Annotated in this window: 11 protein-coding genes; 3 read left to right on the top strand and 8 right to left on the bottom strand. The window is 38.1% G+C overall.

All coding sequences use genetic code 11. From position 1 onward, the window contains the following. Positions 1–8 precede the first annotated feature (8 nt). Positions 9–2,558: a phosphoenolpyruvate carboxylase gene (locus tag KMW37_RS06410; RefSeq protein ID WP_215223776.1), complete on the bottom strand. Its 2,550-nt coding sequence runs from the start codon at positions 2,556–2,558 to the stop codon at positions 9–11. 380 nt (positions 2,559–2,938) lie between these two features. Between KMW37_RS06410 and KMW37_RS06405 the strand changes: the two genes are divergently transcribed. After that, positions 2,939–4,075 carry a lactonase family protein gene (locus KMW37_RS06405; protein ID WP_215223775.1) on the top strand — a complete coding sequence of 379 codons (1,137 nt, stop codon included), beginning with the start codon at positions 2,939–2,941 and terminating at the stop codon, positions 4,073–4,075. Between the two features lie 486 nt (positions 4,076–4,561). Continuing rightward, positions 4,562–4,753, top strand: coding sequence for a cold-shock protein (locus KMW37_RS06400; protein ID WP_186756632.1), 192 nt, complete (start codon positions 4,562–4,564; stop codon positions 4,751–4,753). 58 nt (positions 4,754–4,811) lie between these two features. On the opposite strand, the gene KMW37_RS06395 is transcribed toward KMW37_RS06400, so the two are convergent. Beyond that, positions 4,812–5,900 (bottom strand): o-succinylbenzoate synthase, encoded by a 1,089-nt coding sequence (locus KMW37_RS06395; RefSeq protein WP_215223774.1) that lies wholly within the window; start codon positions 5,898–5,900, stop codon positions 4,812–4,814. 124 nt (positions 5,901–6,024) lie between these two features. Here KMW37_RS06395 and KMW37_RS06390 point away from each other — a divergent pair, with 124 nt between their 5' ends. Then, on the top strand, positions 6,025–7,245 hold the full coding sequence (locus KMW37_RS06390; RefSeq protein WP_215223892.1) for an S-adenosylmethionine:tRNA ribosyltransferase-isomerase: 1,221 nt from the start codon (positions 6,025–6,027) through the stop codon (positions 7,243–7,245). A gap of 7 nt (positions 7,246–7,252) precedes the next feature. On the opposite strand, the gene KMW37_RS06385 is transcribed toward KMW37_RS06390, so the two are convergent. The 6 genes from KMW37_RS06385 to KMW37_RS06360 form a co-directional block, all read right to left on the bottom strand. After that, positions 7,253–7,669: a LytR/AlgR family response regulator transcription factor gene (locus tag KMW37_RS06385; protein ID WP_215223773.1), complete on the bottom strand. Its 417-nt coding sequence runs from the start codon at positions 7,667–7,669 to the stop codon at positions 7,253–7,255. Positions 7,670–7,981: 312 nt separating this feature from the next. Continuing rightward, the gene (locus KMW37_RS06380) at positions 7,982–11,140 is read right to left on the bottom strand and encodes an efflux RND transporter permease subunit (RefSeq protein WP_215223772.1); all 3,159 of its coding nucleotides are present in this window, start codon (positions 11,138–11,140) and stop codon (positions 7,982–7,984) included. Between the two features lie 21 nt (positions 11,141–11,161). Continuing rightward, positions 11,162–12,280 (bottom strand): efflux RND transporter periplasmic adaptor subunit, encoded by a 1,119-nt coding sequence (locus KMW37_RS06375; protein WP_215223771.1) that lies wholly within the window; start codon positions 12,278–12,280, stop codon positions 11,162–11,164. 25 nt (positions 12,281–12,305) lie between these two features. Continuing rightward, on the bottom strand, positions 12,306–13,631 hold the full coding sequence (locus tag KMW37_RS06370) for a TolC family protein (RefSeq protein ID WP_246581360.1): 1,326 nt from the start codon (positions 13,629–13,631) through the stop codon (positions 12,306–12,308). Between the two features lie 126 nt (positions 13,632–13,757). Further along, entirely contained in the window at positions 13,758–14,330 is a 573-nt protein-coding gene (locus KMW37_RS06365; protein WP_215223769.1) for a TetR/AcrR family transcriptional regulator, read from the bottom strand. 322 nt (positions 14,331–14,652) lie between these two features. Further along, positions 14,653–15,333, bottom strand: coding sequence for a haloacid dehalogenase type II (locus KMW37_RS06360; protein WP_215223768.1), 681 nt, complete (start codon positions 15,331–15,333; stop codon positions 14,653–14,655). Positions 15,334–15,508 lie beyond the last annotated feature (175 nt).

Genomic DNA, 15,508 nt, shown 5'->3' with positions numbered 1-15,508 from the left:
TTTTGGAATTAAGCTGCGTTTCTAGCTGCATTGATTATTCCAAACATAGTTCTCAATATCAATTTCTGCAATATGGCGTTTTCCTTTCCAGCCTCAAGCATTTCCTGAATAGCATATTGTTGAATAGTGATCAATGGCAATACAATCTTTTCACGGATTTCAATGGACTTCTTACTTACTTCATTATCTTCCAATAATGATGTCATTCCAGAAACTTCCAAGATTTTGTCAAATGATCTTTGATATTCTTCATGCATTAATTCCCAGAAATCACTGAAGGTCTTATCATCTTTCAGATAAGCCGTAGCTGGATAGAACGACTTAGCCAATGACTGCATGGAGTTACCCAGCAAAGACCTAAAGAACAAAGAGTCCTGATAAAGTTTCACAACCTGATCTTTCTTTCCTCTTTTCTCCATTTCTTCAATGGCTTTACCTACCCCATAAAAACCAGGTATATTTTGCTTCATTTGAGCCCAAGACCCCACAAATGGAATGGCCCTAAGATCCTCAAACTTCATCCCCTCTCCCTTGCTTCTTTTTAGTGGTCGAGATCCAATATTGGTTTTACCAAAGAATTTTAAAGGCGTCACTTTCTCCAAGTAAGGAACAAACTGTGGATGACTCTTAAACTCTTTATAAGCTTGATAACTGATATCCGCCATTTCATCAATAACGGCCTTTTGATCCTCGGTCAATCTATTATCCACAGTGGGGTACAAATGATTTTCCAATCCAGCACTAAGCAATTGCTCCAAATTATAGGTACAAGAAACCGGCTTTCCATAGTTAGCGGAAATAGTTTGTCCCTGAATGGTTACCTGAATTTCCTCATTCTCCACCTGGTCACCCAGTGAAGCATAGAAGTTATGCATATTTCCACCACCTCTAGCTGGAGGCCCACCTCTACCATCGAAGAATATGACGCTGACATCATATTTTCTTGACATTAAGGTCAAGCCCTCTTTAGCTCTAAGGATAGACCAGTTAGCCCTGATATACCCACCATCCTTGGTTCCATCAGAGAAACCTAACATGATAGTCTGCTTACCACCTCTTAGCTTAAGGTGTTTAGAATATGTGGGATTTGTATATAGCTGCTCCATGATACCAGGCGCTGCCGCCAAATCATCAATAGTCTCAAACAATGGAACAATATCCAGTTTAAGCTCTCCTTTTGGAGCAAGTGTCAGTTTATTCAACTGATAAACCTGAAGGATATGCAGTGCTGACTGACAGTTGGAAATAATGTATCTGTGAAGACCTTCAGTACCATTATTGTCCTGCACATAGCTGATTGAAGCTATACTCTCCAGCATCTCCTGATGGAACTCATCCTGAAGACTTTGCGGACTTGGTAATTCTTTAAAGTTTAAGATTTTCTGAATTTTTTCTTCCTCTGAAGCATTTAGATATGTCTCCAAAGCCTCTTTTCCTTCAGTTACTTCAATAATTTCATTCCATAAGGCCTCATGCTTACGACTATCCTGTCTCATGTCCATACTTGCAAAGTAGAAACCAAAGACATTTACTTTTAAGATATACTCATCCAAAAGATCCAAGAACAATCCATCATGCTTTTCAATGATGATATCACGGGCTTTAAGCAACACTTCCAAAAGCTCTCCCTTGGATTTGAATATTTTTTCCCCACTGAAAAGCGTCTTGTAAATTCCTCTCTCAGCTTCTAGCATCAATGGCTCAACACCTTGGAAAGTCAATCTTCTTCTAACTTTTCTAATGTCTCTGTATAGACATTTCAAAATAGTTTCCTGAAGCTTGTCTGCTACGCTCATGGTAATTTGATGGGTCACAAAAGGATTCCCATCCCTATCGCCTCCTGGCCAGAATCCAACTTTCAGCAAATCAGGGTTGTCCCATTCATGTAGAGGTATATCCAATTTTCTCAATACTCGAGCTAGGATATCTGGAATACTCTTATAAAATACATGCTCTAAAAACCAACAAAGGCTGACAGCTTCCTCATAGGGAGAAGGCTTCTCTCTGTTGATAAATGCAGTTTTCCCCAATTGTCTCAATAAGGAATCTATACTACCTAAATCATTGTTTCTGATAGCTGTCTCCAGGTCAGTAATGATCGCTAGTACATTCCCAGGGTAAAACTGGGTTGGGTGAGCAGTCAAAGTAAGTCTAATAGAGAAAGTCCTTAACTTTTCTATCAGCTCTTCTTTCTTTTTATCGCTTTCAGCTCTTGAAATCAATGCGTTCATGGTACCCTGACCTTTCACGTCATTGATCTTCTCAAAAGCAGCGTCCTCAATTGAATCAAACAATACAACCTGTCTTTCCACATACTGAACCAATTGGAACAACAAATTATGCTTCTCTTTAATCGAATGAGAAGACATCATGCCCTCAAAAAACTGGTTAATAATCTCTTTTGGCGTTTTACCTTCTTCAAAGCCCTTTTGACAGGCTGATGACAATATCGGGAGCAAAGTCCCTGTGCGATATATATCATCGAAAGGTAAATCAAGAAATAAACTGTTATAAATGGTAAACCTTTTGGCCACCTCAGTCTGGTAGGTATTTGACATGGTTTAAAGTAATGTTTTATTAAAATTACAACTTAATCAAAACAAGTTAGTACAAATACATTTTGATCAAAAACACTGCAATATACAGAAAATTATTCATAAAAACCGACTTTTTTTTAAATTTTAATCAAAAAAAGAGCCTTTTTTCCGCCAATTTATCAATCATTCAGCGTTTTTTGTCAGATGCATAATTTGATCGTAATGGAATTAGTTTAACGTATTTCTGTAAAAGTATGCCTCAACCAAAAAGCCCCTTATAAATTTATAATTTTTCTGAACAAGTTCTATGCTATGCACATTCATAATTTATATTTACCTTCAGGCATCCATAAATTTAACCAAGTATTGTGAAAACTCTCTTTAAACCATTAATCATTCTAATGATCATAAGTCTTTTCTCCTGCAAACAGGAAAAAAGCGAAAATATATCTAACCCTGAAAAGACCATTCCCATGATCAAATTTTGGTTGGGCACTTATACTTCGAGTCCAGAACAAGGAATTCATTTAATCGGCTACCATCCTGACACGGGACAATTTGATTCTCTTCTTTTACAATCGGATGTCAACAATCCATCATTTATCATTACAAACAAAAAAGAAGACTTATTGTTTTCTGTCCAAGAAATGGGAGGCGAAGAAGGAGGAAGCGTTTGCTCTTTTAAATACGATCAAGCCAATAATAAACTCATTAAAATTAGCACAAAACCAACGCTTGGTAGTGGTCCTTGCTATATAACTCTAGATCCATCGGAAAAATACATATTAGCCGGAAACTATAGTAGTGGTGACCTTGCAGTGCTGCCCATTAATTCAGACGGTTCCCTTGGAGCCCCTGTTCAGGACATTAGTCATTCGGGCAAAGGTGTAAACCCTGATCGCCAAGAAGGTCCTCATGTTCATAGCCTGGTTTTTCACCCAAATGGAAAACAGGTTTTCGTGGCTGACCTTGGTACCGATAAAGTCAATATATATGATTTTGATCCATCAAAAGAAAAACCACTTAGCATATCCAATCCTTCTCATTTTGAGGTTAAACCAGGCTCGGGCCCAAGGCATTTGGTATTTAATGAAGCAGGTGACAAAATTTATTTGATACATGAAATGACCTCTGAAGTAGGGCTTTACGATTATAATTTAGAAGAGAATAAAATCATCCACTTAGATACCTATCCCCTAGTGCCTAAAGATTTTGATGGCGCACTCGGAGCTGCAGAGATACGAATTTCCCAAGACGGCAAATTCCTTTATGCTTCTAATCGTGGTGATGCCAATGAAATTACTGCCTTCAAAATCGATGAAAATACCGGCACGCTTGATAAGATTCAAACTGTTTCTTCAGGAGGAAAAACCCCCAGAAATTTCGGCATCTCACCAGATGGTGAATACCTGTTTTCAGGCAACCAAGACACCAATGATATCTTTGTTTTTAAACGCAATCCTAAAACCGGCATCATAAAACAATTAGACAGCAAAATTACGATCCACAAACCTGTTTATTTCTTTATGGCGAGATAGTACCGGGATTGCTCTAAAATATTAAGGGATGAATTGCTAAAAGTGATAGTAATTCATCCCTTTATTGTATAAACACTTCTAGTCTTTCTGAAGGAAATATCCGGCACGTCATGGAATAACCTTCTTAAATAAGTCCAATTCCCAAGCTAAACGAAGTAGACATAAACAACTGATTCCGAGCAAATAACAAAAAAAACACTTTGTAGATTTTTTAACAAAACTTAACAAAACATCACCCAATAATAACTTGAACCAAACCAATCCAGCTTTTTCATTTATAGAATCGCTTCAAAAAATCAGAACAAAACATACACCTATCAATGTTTTTAAAAATAAAAATTGCTTTTACCCAAACATTATCCGCATGTTCTAAATATTAAATATTTTCCAAAAAGCAAAAAAAAAATTTAGCTGCATGTATATAATGTCAAAAGTATCGTTACCTTTGGAACAAATCAATTAATATTATCATTTATTATTATTATCATGAACACAGGAAAAGTTAAATTTTTTAATGAATCTAAAGGATTCGGCTTTATCATTGACGATGAGTCTTCTAAAGAGTATTTCGTTCATATCTCTGGATTAGTAGACGAAATCAAAGAAGATGACGACGTTACTTTCGACCTTAAAGAAGGAAGAAAAGGTCTTAATGCAGTGAATGTAAAATTATCATAAGATATATATAACATTTAATGACATTACCGAAAGCTGCTTCTAATTAGCAGCTTTTTTTTTATACCTTTCCCCAAGCTATACTTGAAGTATAGAATATTTTCCCTTCCTTAACCTCCAATGGCGAGGGAATATTATTATGATATAGCTGCCCGGTTCCAAGTCCCTGTGGCAATACGGTATTATAACTGGAAGTCAACTGGCTTATAGCGTTCAAACCAATATTACTTTCAAGAGCTGAAGTCATCCACCATTGAATCCCTAATTGATCAGCCAAATTGATCCATTCTTGGGTATCTTTAATACCTCCAACTAAAGTAGGTTTTAAAATAATGAATGGTGGTTTTATTTGCTCCAACAGCTTTTTCCTATCGCTTATCTTATTCACACCAATCAACTCTTCATCTAGCGCTATATCCAATGGGCTTTGTTCACAGAGTAAAGCCATCGTATCTATTTGACCAGCCTTAATGGGTTGCTCAATACTATGCAAATCAAACTTCGCCAAAAGATCCAGCTTAGCCAAGGCCTCTTCAGGGCTAAATGCGCCATTGGCATCCACTCTTAGAACGATCTCATCCGCACTGAAATTTTTCCGAATATGGGCCAACAACGCTAATTCCTGATCGAAATCTATTGCGCCTATTTTCATTTTTATGCATGAAAAACCAGCCTTAAGTTTTTCTTCAATTTGCCTTAACATAAAGTCAACATTCCCCATCCAAATCAAGCCATTAATATCAATCGCTCTATTTTCGGAGTAAAAAGGATTCTCAAGTATTTTCTTCTTTGCTCCATTGAGTAAATCAAGCATAGCTGTCTCAAATGCAAAACGGATACTTGGATGTTCATCAGAGATAAAACTTTTGCAAAAATCAAGAATCCCTTCTTGAGACCAAGGCACGTCGTTTTCCTTCAATGCTTCAATATAATTGGATAAAAACGCCTCAAAATTGGAAATATCATCAATACTCAATTTAGGCAATGGCCCTGCTTCTCCCCAACCCTTTTGCTCATGCTCTCCAGCTTTGCTCACACTAACAAAATAAGTTTCCTTTCTTTTGAGTACTCCCCTAGAAGTCCCTGCTTCAAAACGAAAATCCAATTGGTGCTTTTTATAAGCAGCATCCAACCTAAGTGTATTTGACATGATTATTTCTTCTCCTATTTCTAAACAATTATATTTGCACTCCTAAAGGGCAAAACTAAAGGAATTGTACAAATTTCTACCTTGTTCTTTATTAAGAATACTAACTACTGATATTATTTTCCCTATGGAAAGCAGGCCTGAAATCAAATTATCTGATTACCAATACGAACTACCTGACGAGAGAATTGCCAAATTCCCACTCGAAAAAAGGGACCATTCCAAACTACTCCATTTTGAGGAGGGAGAAATTGAACATCATCGTTTTTTTGATCTCCCTGGACTTCTTCCCAGCAATTCCCTTATGGTATTCAATAACACGAAAGTTATTCCTGCCAGACTCATTTTTAAAAGAGCCTCAGGTGCTAAAATTGAAATATTCCTGCTACAACCTATTGCTCCAAATCAAGTCATCAACGAGGTCATGATCCATGAAGGCCCAGTTACTTGGAAGGCCATGATTGGTAATTTGAAAAAGTGGAAAGATGATGAAGTTCTTGAAGGTCTAGCCATTATCAATGATAAAGAAGTAAAAGTATCTGCTGCTTTGTCCGACAGAGCATCCGGACATGTCCAAATTTCTTGGGACAAAGAACATATTCCCTTTGCAGCTATTGTTGAGGCTTCTGGAGAAGTCCCTTTACCTCCTTATCTTAACAGAAAAGCCACATCCGAGGACAAACCTAGGTACCAAACAGTCTATTCCCAAAAAGAAGGAGCTGTAGCTGCTCCAACTGCTGGGCTTCACTTTACAGACGACATCTTAAACCAACTTTCTGAAAAAGGGATAAAAAAGGAATATTTAACCCTGCATGTAGGTGCAGGCACATTTCAACCTATCAAAGATGAAAATGTAACAGATCACCCCATGCACAGTGAACAGGTGGTTGTTAGAAAAGAAAACATTAAAAACCTCTTGGAACATGAAGGCAATATCATTGCAGTAGGTACAACCTCCATGAGATCCCTTGAAAGTATTTATTGGTTTGGCGTAAAATTATTAAACGAGGAGGACAAACTATTCCTGATCCCCAAGCTTTACCCATATCAAAACCACCCCAAAAAAGCTAGCCTAAAAGAAAGTCTTAAGGCTATTTTGGACTATATGGAAAATGAAAATTTAGAAGAAGTTACTGGTAGCACTGAAATATTCATTATGCCCGGATACCGTTTCAAAGTTTGTAATGGTCTATTAACCAACTTCCACCAGCCCGGATCTACGTTAATCCTACTGGTGGCTGCTTTCACTAAAAATCGCTGGAAAAATATTTACAAAGAAGCCCTGTCTCAAGATTATAGGTTCTTGAGTTATGGTGACAGTAGTTTATTATGGCATCACAAAAGCTAAAATGAGATTATGCACCTGAACCTAATTTATTGATTCCATGGATCAATTTTTGGTAATAAGTCCTACCAACAGGTACATTTTCGGTTTCAATGGTAACTTCCTTTGGTGAAATCGTGGTAATCTTGTCTAACCTAACCAGATAAGATTTATGAATTCGCACAAATTCATCTTCTGGTAATAGAGCCTCAAATTCCTTCAGAATATTTCTGAGGGAATATACCTTATCTTTGGTCACTAGAGTGGTATAATTCCCATCCCCTTTTAACCAAAGTATATTTTTAAACTTTACCCGTCTTAGGCAACCTTTATCACGAACGAAAAGCGCGTCTTTTATCAAAAGTTCGTCGTGATCGGAGTGGTTTTTCTCTAATTTTGAGTGTTTCTTATTTGTTGCCATTCCATGATGTGATATGATTTCCCCCATAATTTCTTTATTTGACTTTGGAGATTTTTTTTTATCAGCCGCTTATTTTATCATCACATTTAAGTCCCCCTTTCAAATAAAAAATACTGGAATGATAAATCTATTCCAGAATCTTCCAATTGTTATTTCAGAGTTAAAGCAAAAACGATCTGCTATTTGTTAATATGGCTTTCTTTATTTCAATCTTGAATAAAGATATAAAATAATATGCATATTTATGTATTCAAAAATCATTTTTTTTATTAAAAATATAAAAATTAGCCTAAAGATCCCCGATCCTTAGGCTAATTTATATTTAAAAATTTAGTGTTTTTATACTTTTACGGCTTCCCTTTTTTCCAATGACTTCAAGGTTTTCTTTCCATATGCAATTTTCGTAATCACCACATATAATACAGGTACCACAAAAATAGCCAAAAAGGTAGCGGCCAACATTCCCCCGATAACTGTCCAACCTATAGTCTGCCTAGCAACAGCCCCAGCACCATTTGAAAGGGCCAAAGGCACCACCCCTAAAATAAAGGCCAGAGAAGTCATCACAATAGGACGTAACCTTAGCTTGACAGCCTCAATGGTGGCCGGCAATAAAGGCATCCCCATGTCTACCCGTTCTTTTGCAAACTCCACGATCAAAATAGCATTTTTAGCTGCCAGTCCAATCAAAGTCACTAAACCAATCTGCGCGTAAACATTATTATCCAGCTTTGGCAAGAAAGTAAGCGCCAATATTGCTCCAAAAGCCCCTAATGGAAGTGCCAATAATATAGAAAATGGTACTGACCAACTTTCATACAAGGCTGCCAAGAGTAGAGATACTAAAATAATAGACAATGCAAAGATCAATATGGTGGTATTACCTGATGACAATTCCTCCCTACTCAATCCTGAGAAATCATAACCGTATCCAGCAGGTAGAACTTCTTCAGCCACTTCCTCTAATGCAGCCAAGGCCTGTCCACTACTGTAACCTGGTGCAGCATTACCATTTACTTCTGTAGACCTGAATAAGTTATAGTGACTAATCACTGATGCATTTTCAACTACCTCATAATCCACCAAGGCTCCTAGCGGAACAGATTCTCCCCTCCTGTTCATCACATAATATTGTTCCAAATCCTCAATATCCATTCTGTAAGTAGTATCAGCCTGAGCCACCACCCGGAAATTACGACCATATCTGGTAAAATCATTAATGTATGAACTTCCCATATAAGTGGACATGGTTGAAAAAACATCTGATATTGCCACACCTAGTTTCTTAGCCTTTTCCCTATCAACGTTGATATGATAACCTGGCGTTTTGGCAGTAAAGAAACTGTAAGCCATAGCTATTTCAGGTCTCTGGTTAGCTGCTCCCAAAAACTGACCAAGTACTTGTTCAAATTCTTTAACATTCCCTCCGGCACGTTGTTCCAACATAAAACTGAACCCACCAGTTTGCCCCAAACCTGGGATTGCAGGAGGCGGCACCACCACTATATTGGCTTCTTGGATTGCTGAAAACTTCTGGTTCAGCTGTCCGATCAAACCAAAGAGTTGTTGCGAAGGATCTTTTCTTTCTTCCCATGGATCCATTTGGATAAAGAAAGTACCACTATTGGACTTAAAGGAGAAATTAATAGCATTCAGCCCGCCAATACCCGTTACATTTTTAATCCCATCGGTTGAGGTAATCATCTCGGACATCTGCTCCATAATGGCCCTAGTCCTTGAAGTTGATGAACTCTCAGGTAATTCCAGAGAAACAAATAACCTTCCCTCATCTTCAGTAGGCAAAAAGCCTGTTGGCTTTGATTGGAAAAGTCCGAAAGTACCTGCATAGAGACAAGCCAATAGGATAAGTACCAATGGAGCAGCTTTGATGCTTTTCTTCACTCCTGCCCCGTAAGACGCTGTAACCCTCTCAAACCAAGTATTAAACCTGTAAAAGAACTTATTCAAACCTTTGGAGTCCTTGCTGATCTCTGAAGGTTTAAGCAATAAACTACATAATGCAGGAGTCAAGGTCAATGCTACAAATGCTGATAGCAACACTGAAATCGCAATCGTAATGGCAAACTGCTGGTACATCCTGCCCACAATTCCAGGGATAAATCCAACAGGAATAAATACTGCCGCCAAGATCAATGCAATGGCAATTACCGGTGCAGTAATATCCTTCATTGCCTTCATGGTAGCTTCCTTAGCTGATATCCGCTGAGTATCAAGATAATGCTGTGCCGCTTCCACCACCACAATGGCATCATCCACTACAATACCAATGGCCAAGACAAAACCGAACATGGTCAAGGTGTTCACGGTAAAGCCTAATGGAATGAAAAACACAAAAGTTCCCACAATAGAAACCGGAATGGCCAATATCGGAATGAGGGTTGCTCTCCAGTTTTGTAAGAAGAGGAATACAACAATGATGACCAGTATCAGGGCTTCTACCAAAGTATGTAACACTTCGTCAATGGACACCTGAACCACTGAAACGGATTCAAAAGGCACCACATAATCCATATCAGCAGGAAAGGAAGCCTTCATTTCATCCAGTGCATTATAAATGCCTTCAGCAGTTTCAATGGCATTACTTCCTGGGGCTTGATAAACCAAAAGAATCGCAGCAGGCTCCCCATTTACCAATGAAAACCTACCATAATCAAATTCGCCAAATTCAATTCTGGCAATATCCTTTAGATAAACCAAAGTTCCATCTTCAGGATTTGTTCTCACCACTATATCCTCAAACTCTTCTTTTCTTTCCAACTTCCCATTTACAGTTATTGGATATTCAAATGTTTGCGTTTCTATTTGAGGCATCCCACCAACTGTTCCTGCCGCTACTTGTAAATTTTGTTCCTGTATGGCTGCAGAAACTTCCTTCGAAGAAATATTATATTGCGCCAACTTATCAGGCTTTAGCCAAACACGCATACTGAAATCCTGCCCAATGGCACGGATATCCCCTACTCCTTTTACCCTCAAAAGGGCATCCTTAATAAATATATTCGTATAGTTGGAAAGGAACTTGGTATCATGTGTACCATTTGGAGAATACATACTGATCACCATCATGATACTTGGATTTCGCTTTCTCACGACCACGCCAAGGCGTTTTACTGCTTCAGGTAACGTGGGTTCTGCAATGCTCACCCTGTTCTGCACATCCAGCGTGGCAATATCAATATCAGTACCTACATCAAAGGTAACGTTCATGTTCATCTGACCAGTACTGGTATTATTACTGCTGATATAGGCCATACCAGGTGTACCATTGATTTGGGTTTCAATAGGCGTGGCCACTGTTTGCTCAACTGTCTGGGCATCTGCCCCTGTATAATTTGCTGATACTGACACTACCGGTGGGGTAATATCAGGATACTGTGTCACCGGTAGATTTACGATAGCTATGGCTCCCACTAACAAAATGACTATAGAGATCACCATCGCCATCACCGGGCGTTTAATAAAAACTTCTGATATCATAAAATTTTCTGCTTTAAGCGTTTATTTGCTTGCTTGGCCAGCTTCTATTCTTACTTTTGCCCCTTCACGCAACTTTTGAATTCCTTCCACCACTATTTGTTGTCCAGGTTTGACACCCTCTCTAATGACAATATCTGCCCCGAATTTTGTACCTAACAATACATTTTGCTGATGAACAGTACTTTCTTCATCAATGACATATACAAAGTACTCTCCCATTTGCTCAGTAACAGCCTTAAAAGGAATGGTAATCTGTTCACCAATATCCTGATTCAACACTTGAAGATTAATGGTCATCCCTGCTATCAATTCCTTTTCCGGATTAGGAAATTCCACGCGTAAATTGATTGTTCCTGATTGTCTGCCCACAGCCCTATCGATGGTCGTGAGCTTTCCTGGATAGGGATAAACATCATTTTTCCCGAATTTGATAGTGAAAGCAGAATCTGCAAGATTTTCAGACTTCATCATTTTAGTAAATCTTCTGATATCCTTTTCATTGATCACAAAATCAACCAAAACCGGATCATCTGAAGAAAGTGAATTCAATAAGGTTTGCCCTGGACTAACCTGAGCCCCTAGACGCACTTGGGAAATCCCAATGGTCCCAGAAAAAGGAGCCCTGATAACAGAATAATTATAATCTGTTTCCGTGCTCTTCACCTGTGCTTCAGCAGATGCTACCTGTGATTCGGCAGTCAGAATATCAGTTTCCGCATAATCTAATTGCTGTTTCGCAATTGCCTCTTTTTGGTCTAAAACCTTATACCTTTCCAAGTCTTTTTTCACACGCTCAAGATGGGCATTGGCACTCTTCAAATTGGCTTTTGCTTGCTCATAAGCTGCCTGGTACTTGCTTCTATCTATTTCATACAATGCTTGTCCTTTGGTGACCTGCTGACCATCCTTCACAAAAATCTTTGTAATATATCCACTTACTTGAGGCCTGATTTGAATTTCATTCAAAGGCACAACAGTACCTGGATACTCGTCAAGGCCAGTTACATGCTCACTTTTAACTTTTGCTGCTTTTACAGCAACTGCTGAGGGTTGATTTGACTGTGTAGTTGCCTCTGACCCGCAAGAACTTATTGCTCCTGCCATTGCAGCGCTAAAAATTATCCATAAAAACTGTTTCATTTCCTGCTTAGTTATTGTCATTGTTTTATATCTCTATATTTCCTAATGCCCTGTCAAGGTCTATCTTGCTTGATAGCAAATTGTACATGGCGTTATAATGGTTAAGTTGAGCTGTTCTGAGTTCCGTTTCAGCAACGATCAAATCCACGTAGGCCTTTATACCTTCATCATATTGCAGTTTGAGTATATCATATACTTCCTCGGCCAATTCCATGTTGGATTTAATTGTTTTCCATTCGAACAGATCACTTTTATATTTGGCCAGTGCCGCTTGGTATTCTGTATTGATCTGCTTTTCCAGATCATATTTGGCTATATTGATTTTCTCCTGCTGCAGTTCTGCAATGCGGATTTCCTGATGTCTCTTTCCTCCTTGAAAAATTGGGAATGCCAATGTTAGCCCTAGCGCTGATTTCGGATAACTCTGGGCGTACAAGCCTGAAATTGAATTATTAAAATAGATCCAATTATAATTATAGCTTGCGGAAATATTGGGCAGATAAGCCCATTTTTGATATCCAGTATTCAATTGTGCAAGATTCGCTTCCGTTTGAATCTGCCTATACTCTATCCTATCTTCTGGCTTTAAAATGCTACTGGTATCAGCTAAAGCTTCCAGCTCCATTTGGGCATAATCATAACTTAGCGCGATATCCTGTTCTGTTGGATACCCCATCAATTGCTTCAAGAAAGCCTTTTTAGCATTAACACTTTCCTGTGCCCTCCTTTGGTCACTCTTGATATTGGAAAGTGTTATCGCAGCTCGTTGATAATCTGTCTTATCTACCAGACCTGATTCAAACCTACTTTTGGCGTCCTTATACTGTTTTTCCTGTCTTAGAAGATTCTCATCCAGTATTTTAAGTTGTTCAAAAGTCAATAGAATATCGTAATAGGCCTTACTGACATCTACCACCGTAGCGATCTCTACATGCTCTATATTCAATTCATACTGTTGCTTGATATACTTGGAGGTTCGGCCAGCAAAAATCTGATCCCTGTTCAAGATCTGCTGATCGACCTGAAGTAAAACACCGGAATTATACTTTTGTCCAAAAGTAATTAGCTCTCCTCCTATTGGCTGTTGCTGCAATTTAATATTATTCGCAGCCGAAGCATTGGCGGACACTTGAGGATACCAACCCGATAAACTTGACTTTATTTCGTGGCCACCTATTCTCTCGTCCAGTATTGCCTGCTGCATACCAGGCCCATTGTCCAAGGCGTACTGAATGCACTGTTCCAATGTAAGGGCAGCTTGACCACTTTTACCCATGACTCCCTGCCCTGAGCTAACATCTGGAAATAATAAAGCTCCTGCGATTAAATACAGAAACACGTATTTACTCATCCTCATAAATTTTATTCTTAAAACAATTGATTTATCAATTTTACAATACAGATTTCCCGGCCTTGATCACTTCGATCAAAGTATATCTTATCAATAATTGTATTGGATTATTTGGGTTTTGGAATACTAATCTTGGCATTTAATACCATCCCAAACTATTTCAGGGATTTCCCCAAGATTGAGTTGGTCTCGACGAACCTTTTTGCCATGGTTTAAACTGACCTTAACTGAACTAATAATGCTGCCATGTACTAAAATGGCTAAAATTGCGGGCTTCACTCCTGATCTCAATGCTCCACTTTCTATACCATCAGAGAAAAAATCATGTAACCATTCATGCCATTTGTTTTCTCCCATTTGTACTTCCTCGGAGTTATAAGGAGAATTCATAAACTGCTCAATAAAACGATGACTGGACTGTTCTTCCAAATAGAAAGCTTTCATGTTCTGCCAAAAATCCATAAAGCGGGATTTAAAATCTTTGGCAGGATTGTCTCCATTTACTGCTACCGTAACTAACTGTTGATTGACATATTGATATAATTCCAAGATAAGATCATCCTTATTTTCAAAATGATGGTAAATGGTTCCGGCCGCAACTTTTGAGTTCTTGGCCACCATACTCATAGGACAACCATGAAACCCATGGTCCCGAATCAAATCAAGAGTGGCCGCTAGTATTTGTTCTTTTTTACTCATTTGTCATTTGCTTAAAACCGAATGAACATTCAATCGCTAAAAACAAGAATTAGTTCCTCAATACTGAAATTTCAGAAAATTAAATCACCTGGTTCGCGATAAACAACTGAAAACCAACACCAAAAAAAAGATCAATTCTTTAAATAGATAAGGTCTCTTTCTAAAACATTAGATACCAAGGAAACAATCTACCCTCTCATTAAAGGTTTCCGATAAAATACTTGCCTAATAAAAGCTAGCTTAAACATAAAAGGTTCCATCCTTTGGAAGATAATTTAAATATTTATTTAAAAAATACTATACAAAACCCTATCGAGCACCCTTATCTAACTTTATCCTTAAAAAAATCTATCAAATCAGTCAGAATCCTTACAGTCATATCAGGCTCGATGCCCCAGGGATCCATCACAATATCTGGAGAGCGTTGGACCCAAACGACCTTAAGCCCAACATTTTTTGCGCCAATAATATCAAAGGAGTTGCCAGATATAAACCAAGTAAACTGATGTCCAGTATGGTTATACCGTAAAAAATTTTCATAAACTTCTGGGTCCGGTTTAAAGGTTCTTGTTCCCTGAACACTATAGATATTTTCAAATTGGGAAGCTAAACCAGCTTGTTTTAATAAGGTCTTCACCTCATCTTGAGGACCATTGGAAAAGGCAAATAGACGAAAGCCTAATTCCTTTAAAGCCTTTAAAGCAGTGAGAGCCTCTGGATATGCTGGCAATGCTTTACTGTAATCCATAATGGCCACTTTCTCCTCTGCCTTTATATCCACCTTATGGTACAGGCAGGCATATTCTAAAGCCTGTTCAGAACAAACTGTAAAATCCACATCTTCTTCCATCAGCCTATGACGAAAAGCATATTCTCTTTGCTTATATTTCCAAGTTTCCAACACTTCCCCTGCTTGCTTCCCAATATATTCCTTTAACAAATTGATAACACTGGAAGCATCGACCAAGGTACCATGTACATCAAAAGCTAAAGAAATACGCATATCAGGTTATTTATTACACTTCCATAAACAAAGATCAACCACTGGAAGAAATAAAATTGATAATTTCCAATAGATGAATTTTACAAACAATAATTGTTGAAATTCAAAAACTCTATTTCAATCAAAATTTACTCCTTAATTTACGATTTTTAGAAAGGATAATAAAATACAAAGC

The sequence above is a fragment of the Echinicola shivajiensis genome, from assembly GCF_018642165.1.
GTDB lineage: Bacteria > Bacteroidota > Bacteroidia > Cytophagales > Cyclobacteriaceae > Echinicola > Echinicola shivajiensis.
This window is presented reverse-complemented; position numbering and strand designations above follow the sequence as displayed.

Bases quoted from the DNA above. Each gene is read 5' to 3' on its own strand.
- KMW37_RS06360 (WP_215223768.1), bottom strand. From the start codon at position 15,333: ATGCGTATTTCTTTAGCTTTTGATGTACATGGTACCTTGGTCGATGCT.
- KMW37_RS06400 (WP_186756632.1), top strand. From the start codon at position 4,562: ATGAACACAGGAAAAGTTAAATTTTTTAATGAATCTAAAGGATTCGGC.
- KMW37_RS06370 (WP_246581360.1), bottom strand. From the start codon at position 13,631: ATGAGTAAATACGTGTTTCTGTATTTAATCGCAGGAGCTTTATTATTT.
- KMW37_RS06390 (WP_215223892.1), top strand. From the start codon at position 6,025: ATGGAAAGCAGGCCTGAAATCAAATTATCTGATTACCAATACGAACTA.
- KMW37_RS06380 (WP_215223772.1), bottom strand. From the start codon at position 11,140: ATGATATCAGAAGTTTTTATTAAACGCCCGGTGATGGCGATGGTGATC.
- KMW37_RS06385 (WP_215223773.1), bottom strand. From the start codon at position 7,669: ATGGGGGAAATCATATCACATCATGGAATGGCAACAAATAAGAAACAC.
- KMW37_RS06365 (WP_215223769.1), bottom strand. From the start codon at position 14,330: ATGAGTAAAAAAGAACAAATACTAGCGGCCACTCTTGATTTGATTCGG.
- KMW37_RS06410 (WP_215223776.1), bottom strand. From the start codon at position 2,558: ATGTCAAATACCTACCAGACTGAGGTGGCCAAAAGGTTTACCATTTAT.
- KMW37_RS06375 (WP_215223771.1), bottom strand. From the start codon at position 12,280: ATGAAACAGTTTTTATGGATAATTTTTAGCGCTGCAATGGCAGGAGCA.
- KMW37_RS06395 (WP_215223774.1), bottom strand. From the start codon at position 5,900: ATGTCAAATACACTTAGGTTGGATGCTGCTTATAAAAAGCACCAATTG.
- KMW37_RS06405 (WP_215223775.1), top strand. From the start codon at position 2,939: ATGATCATAAGTCTTTTCTCCTGCAAACAGGAAAAAAGCGAAAATATA.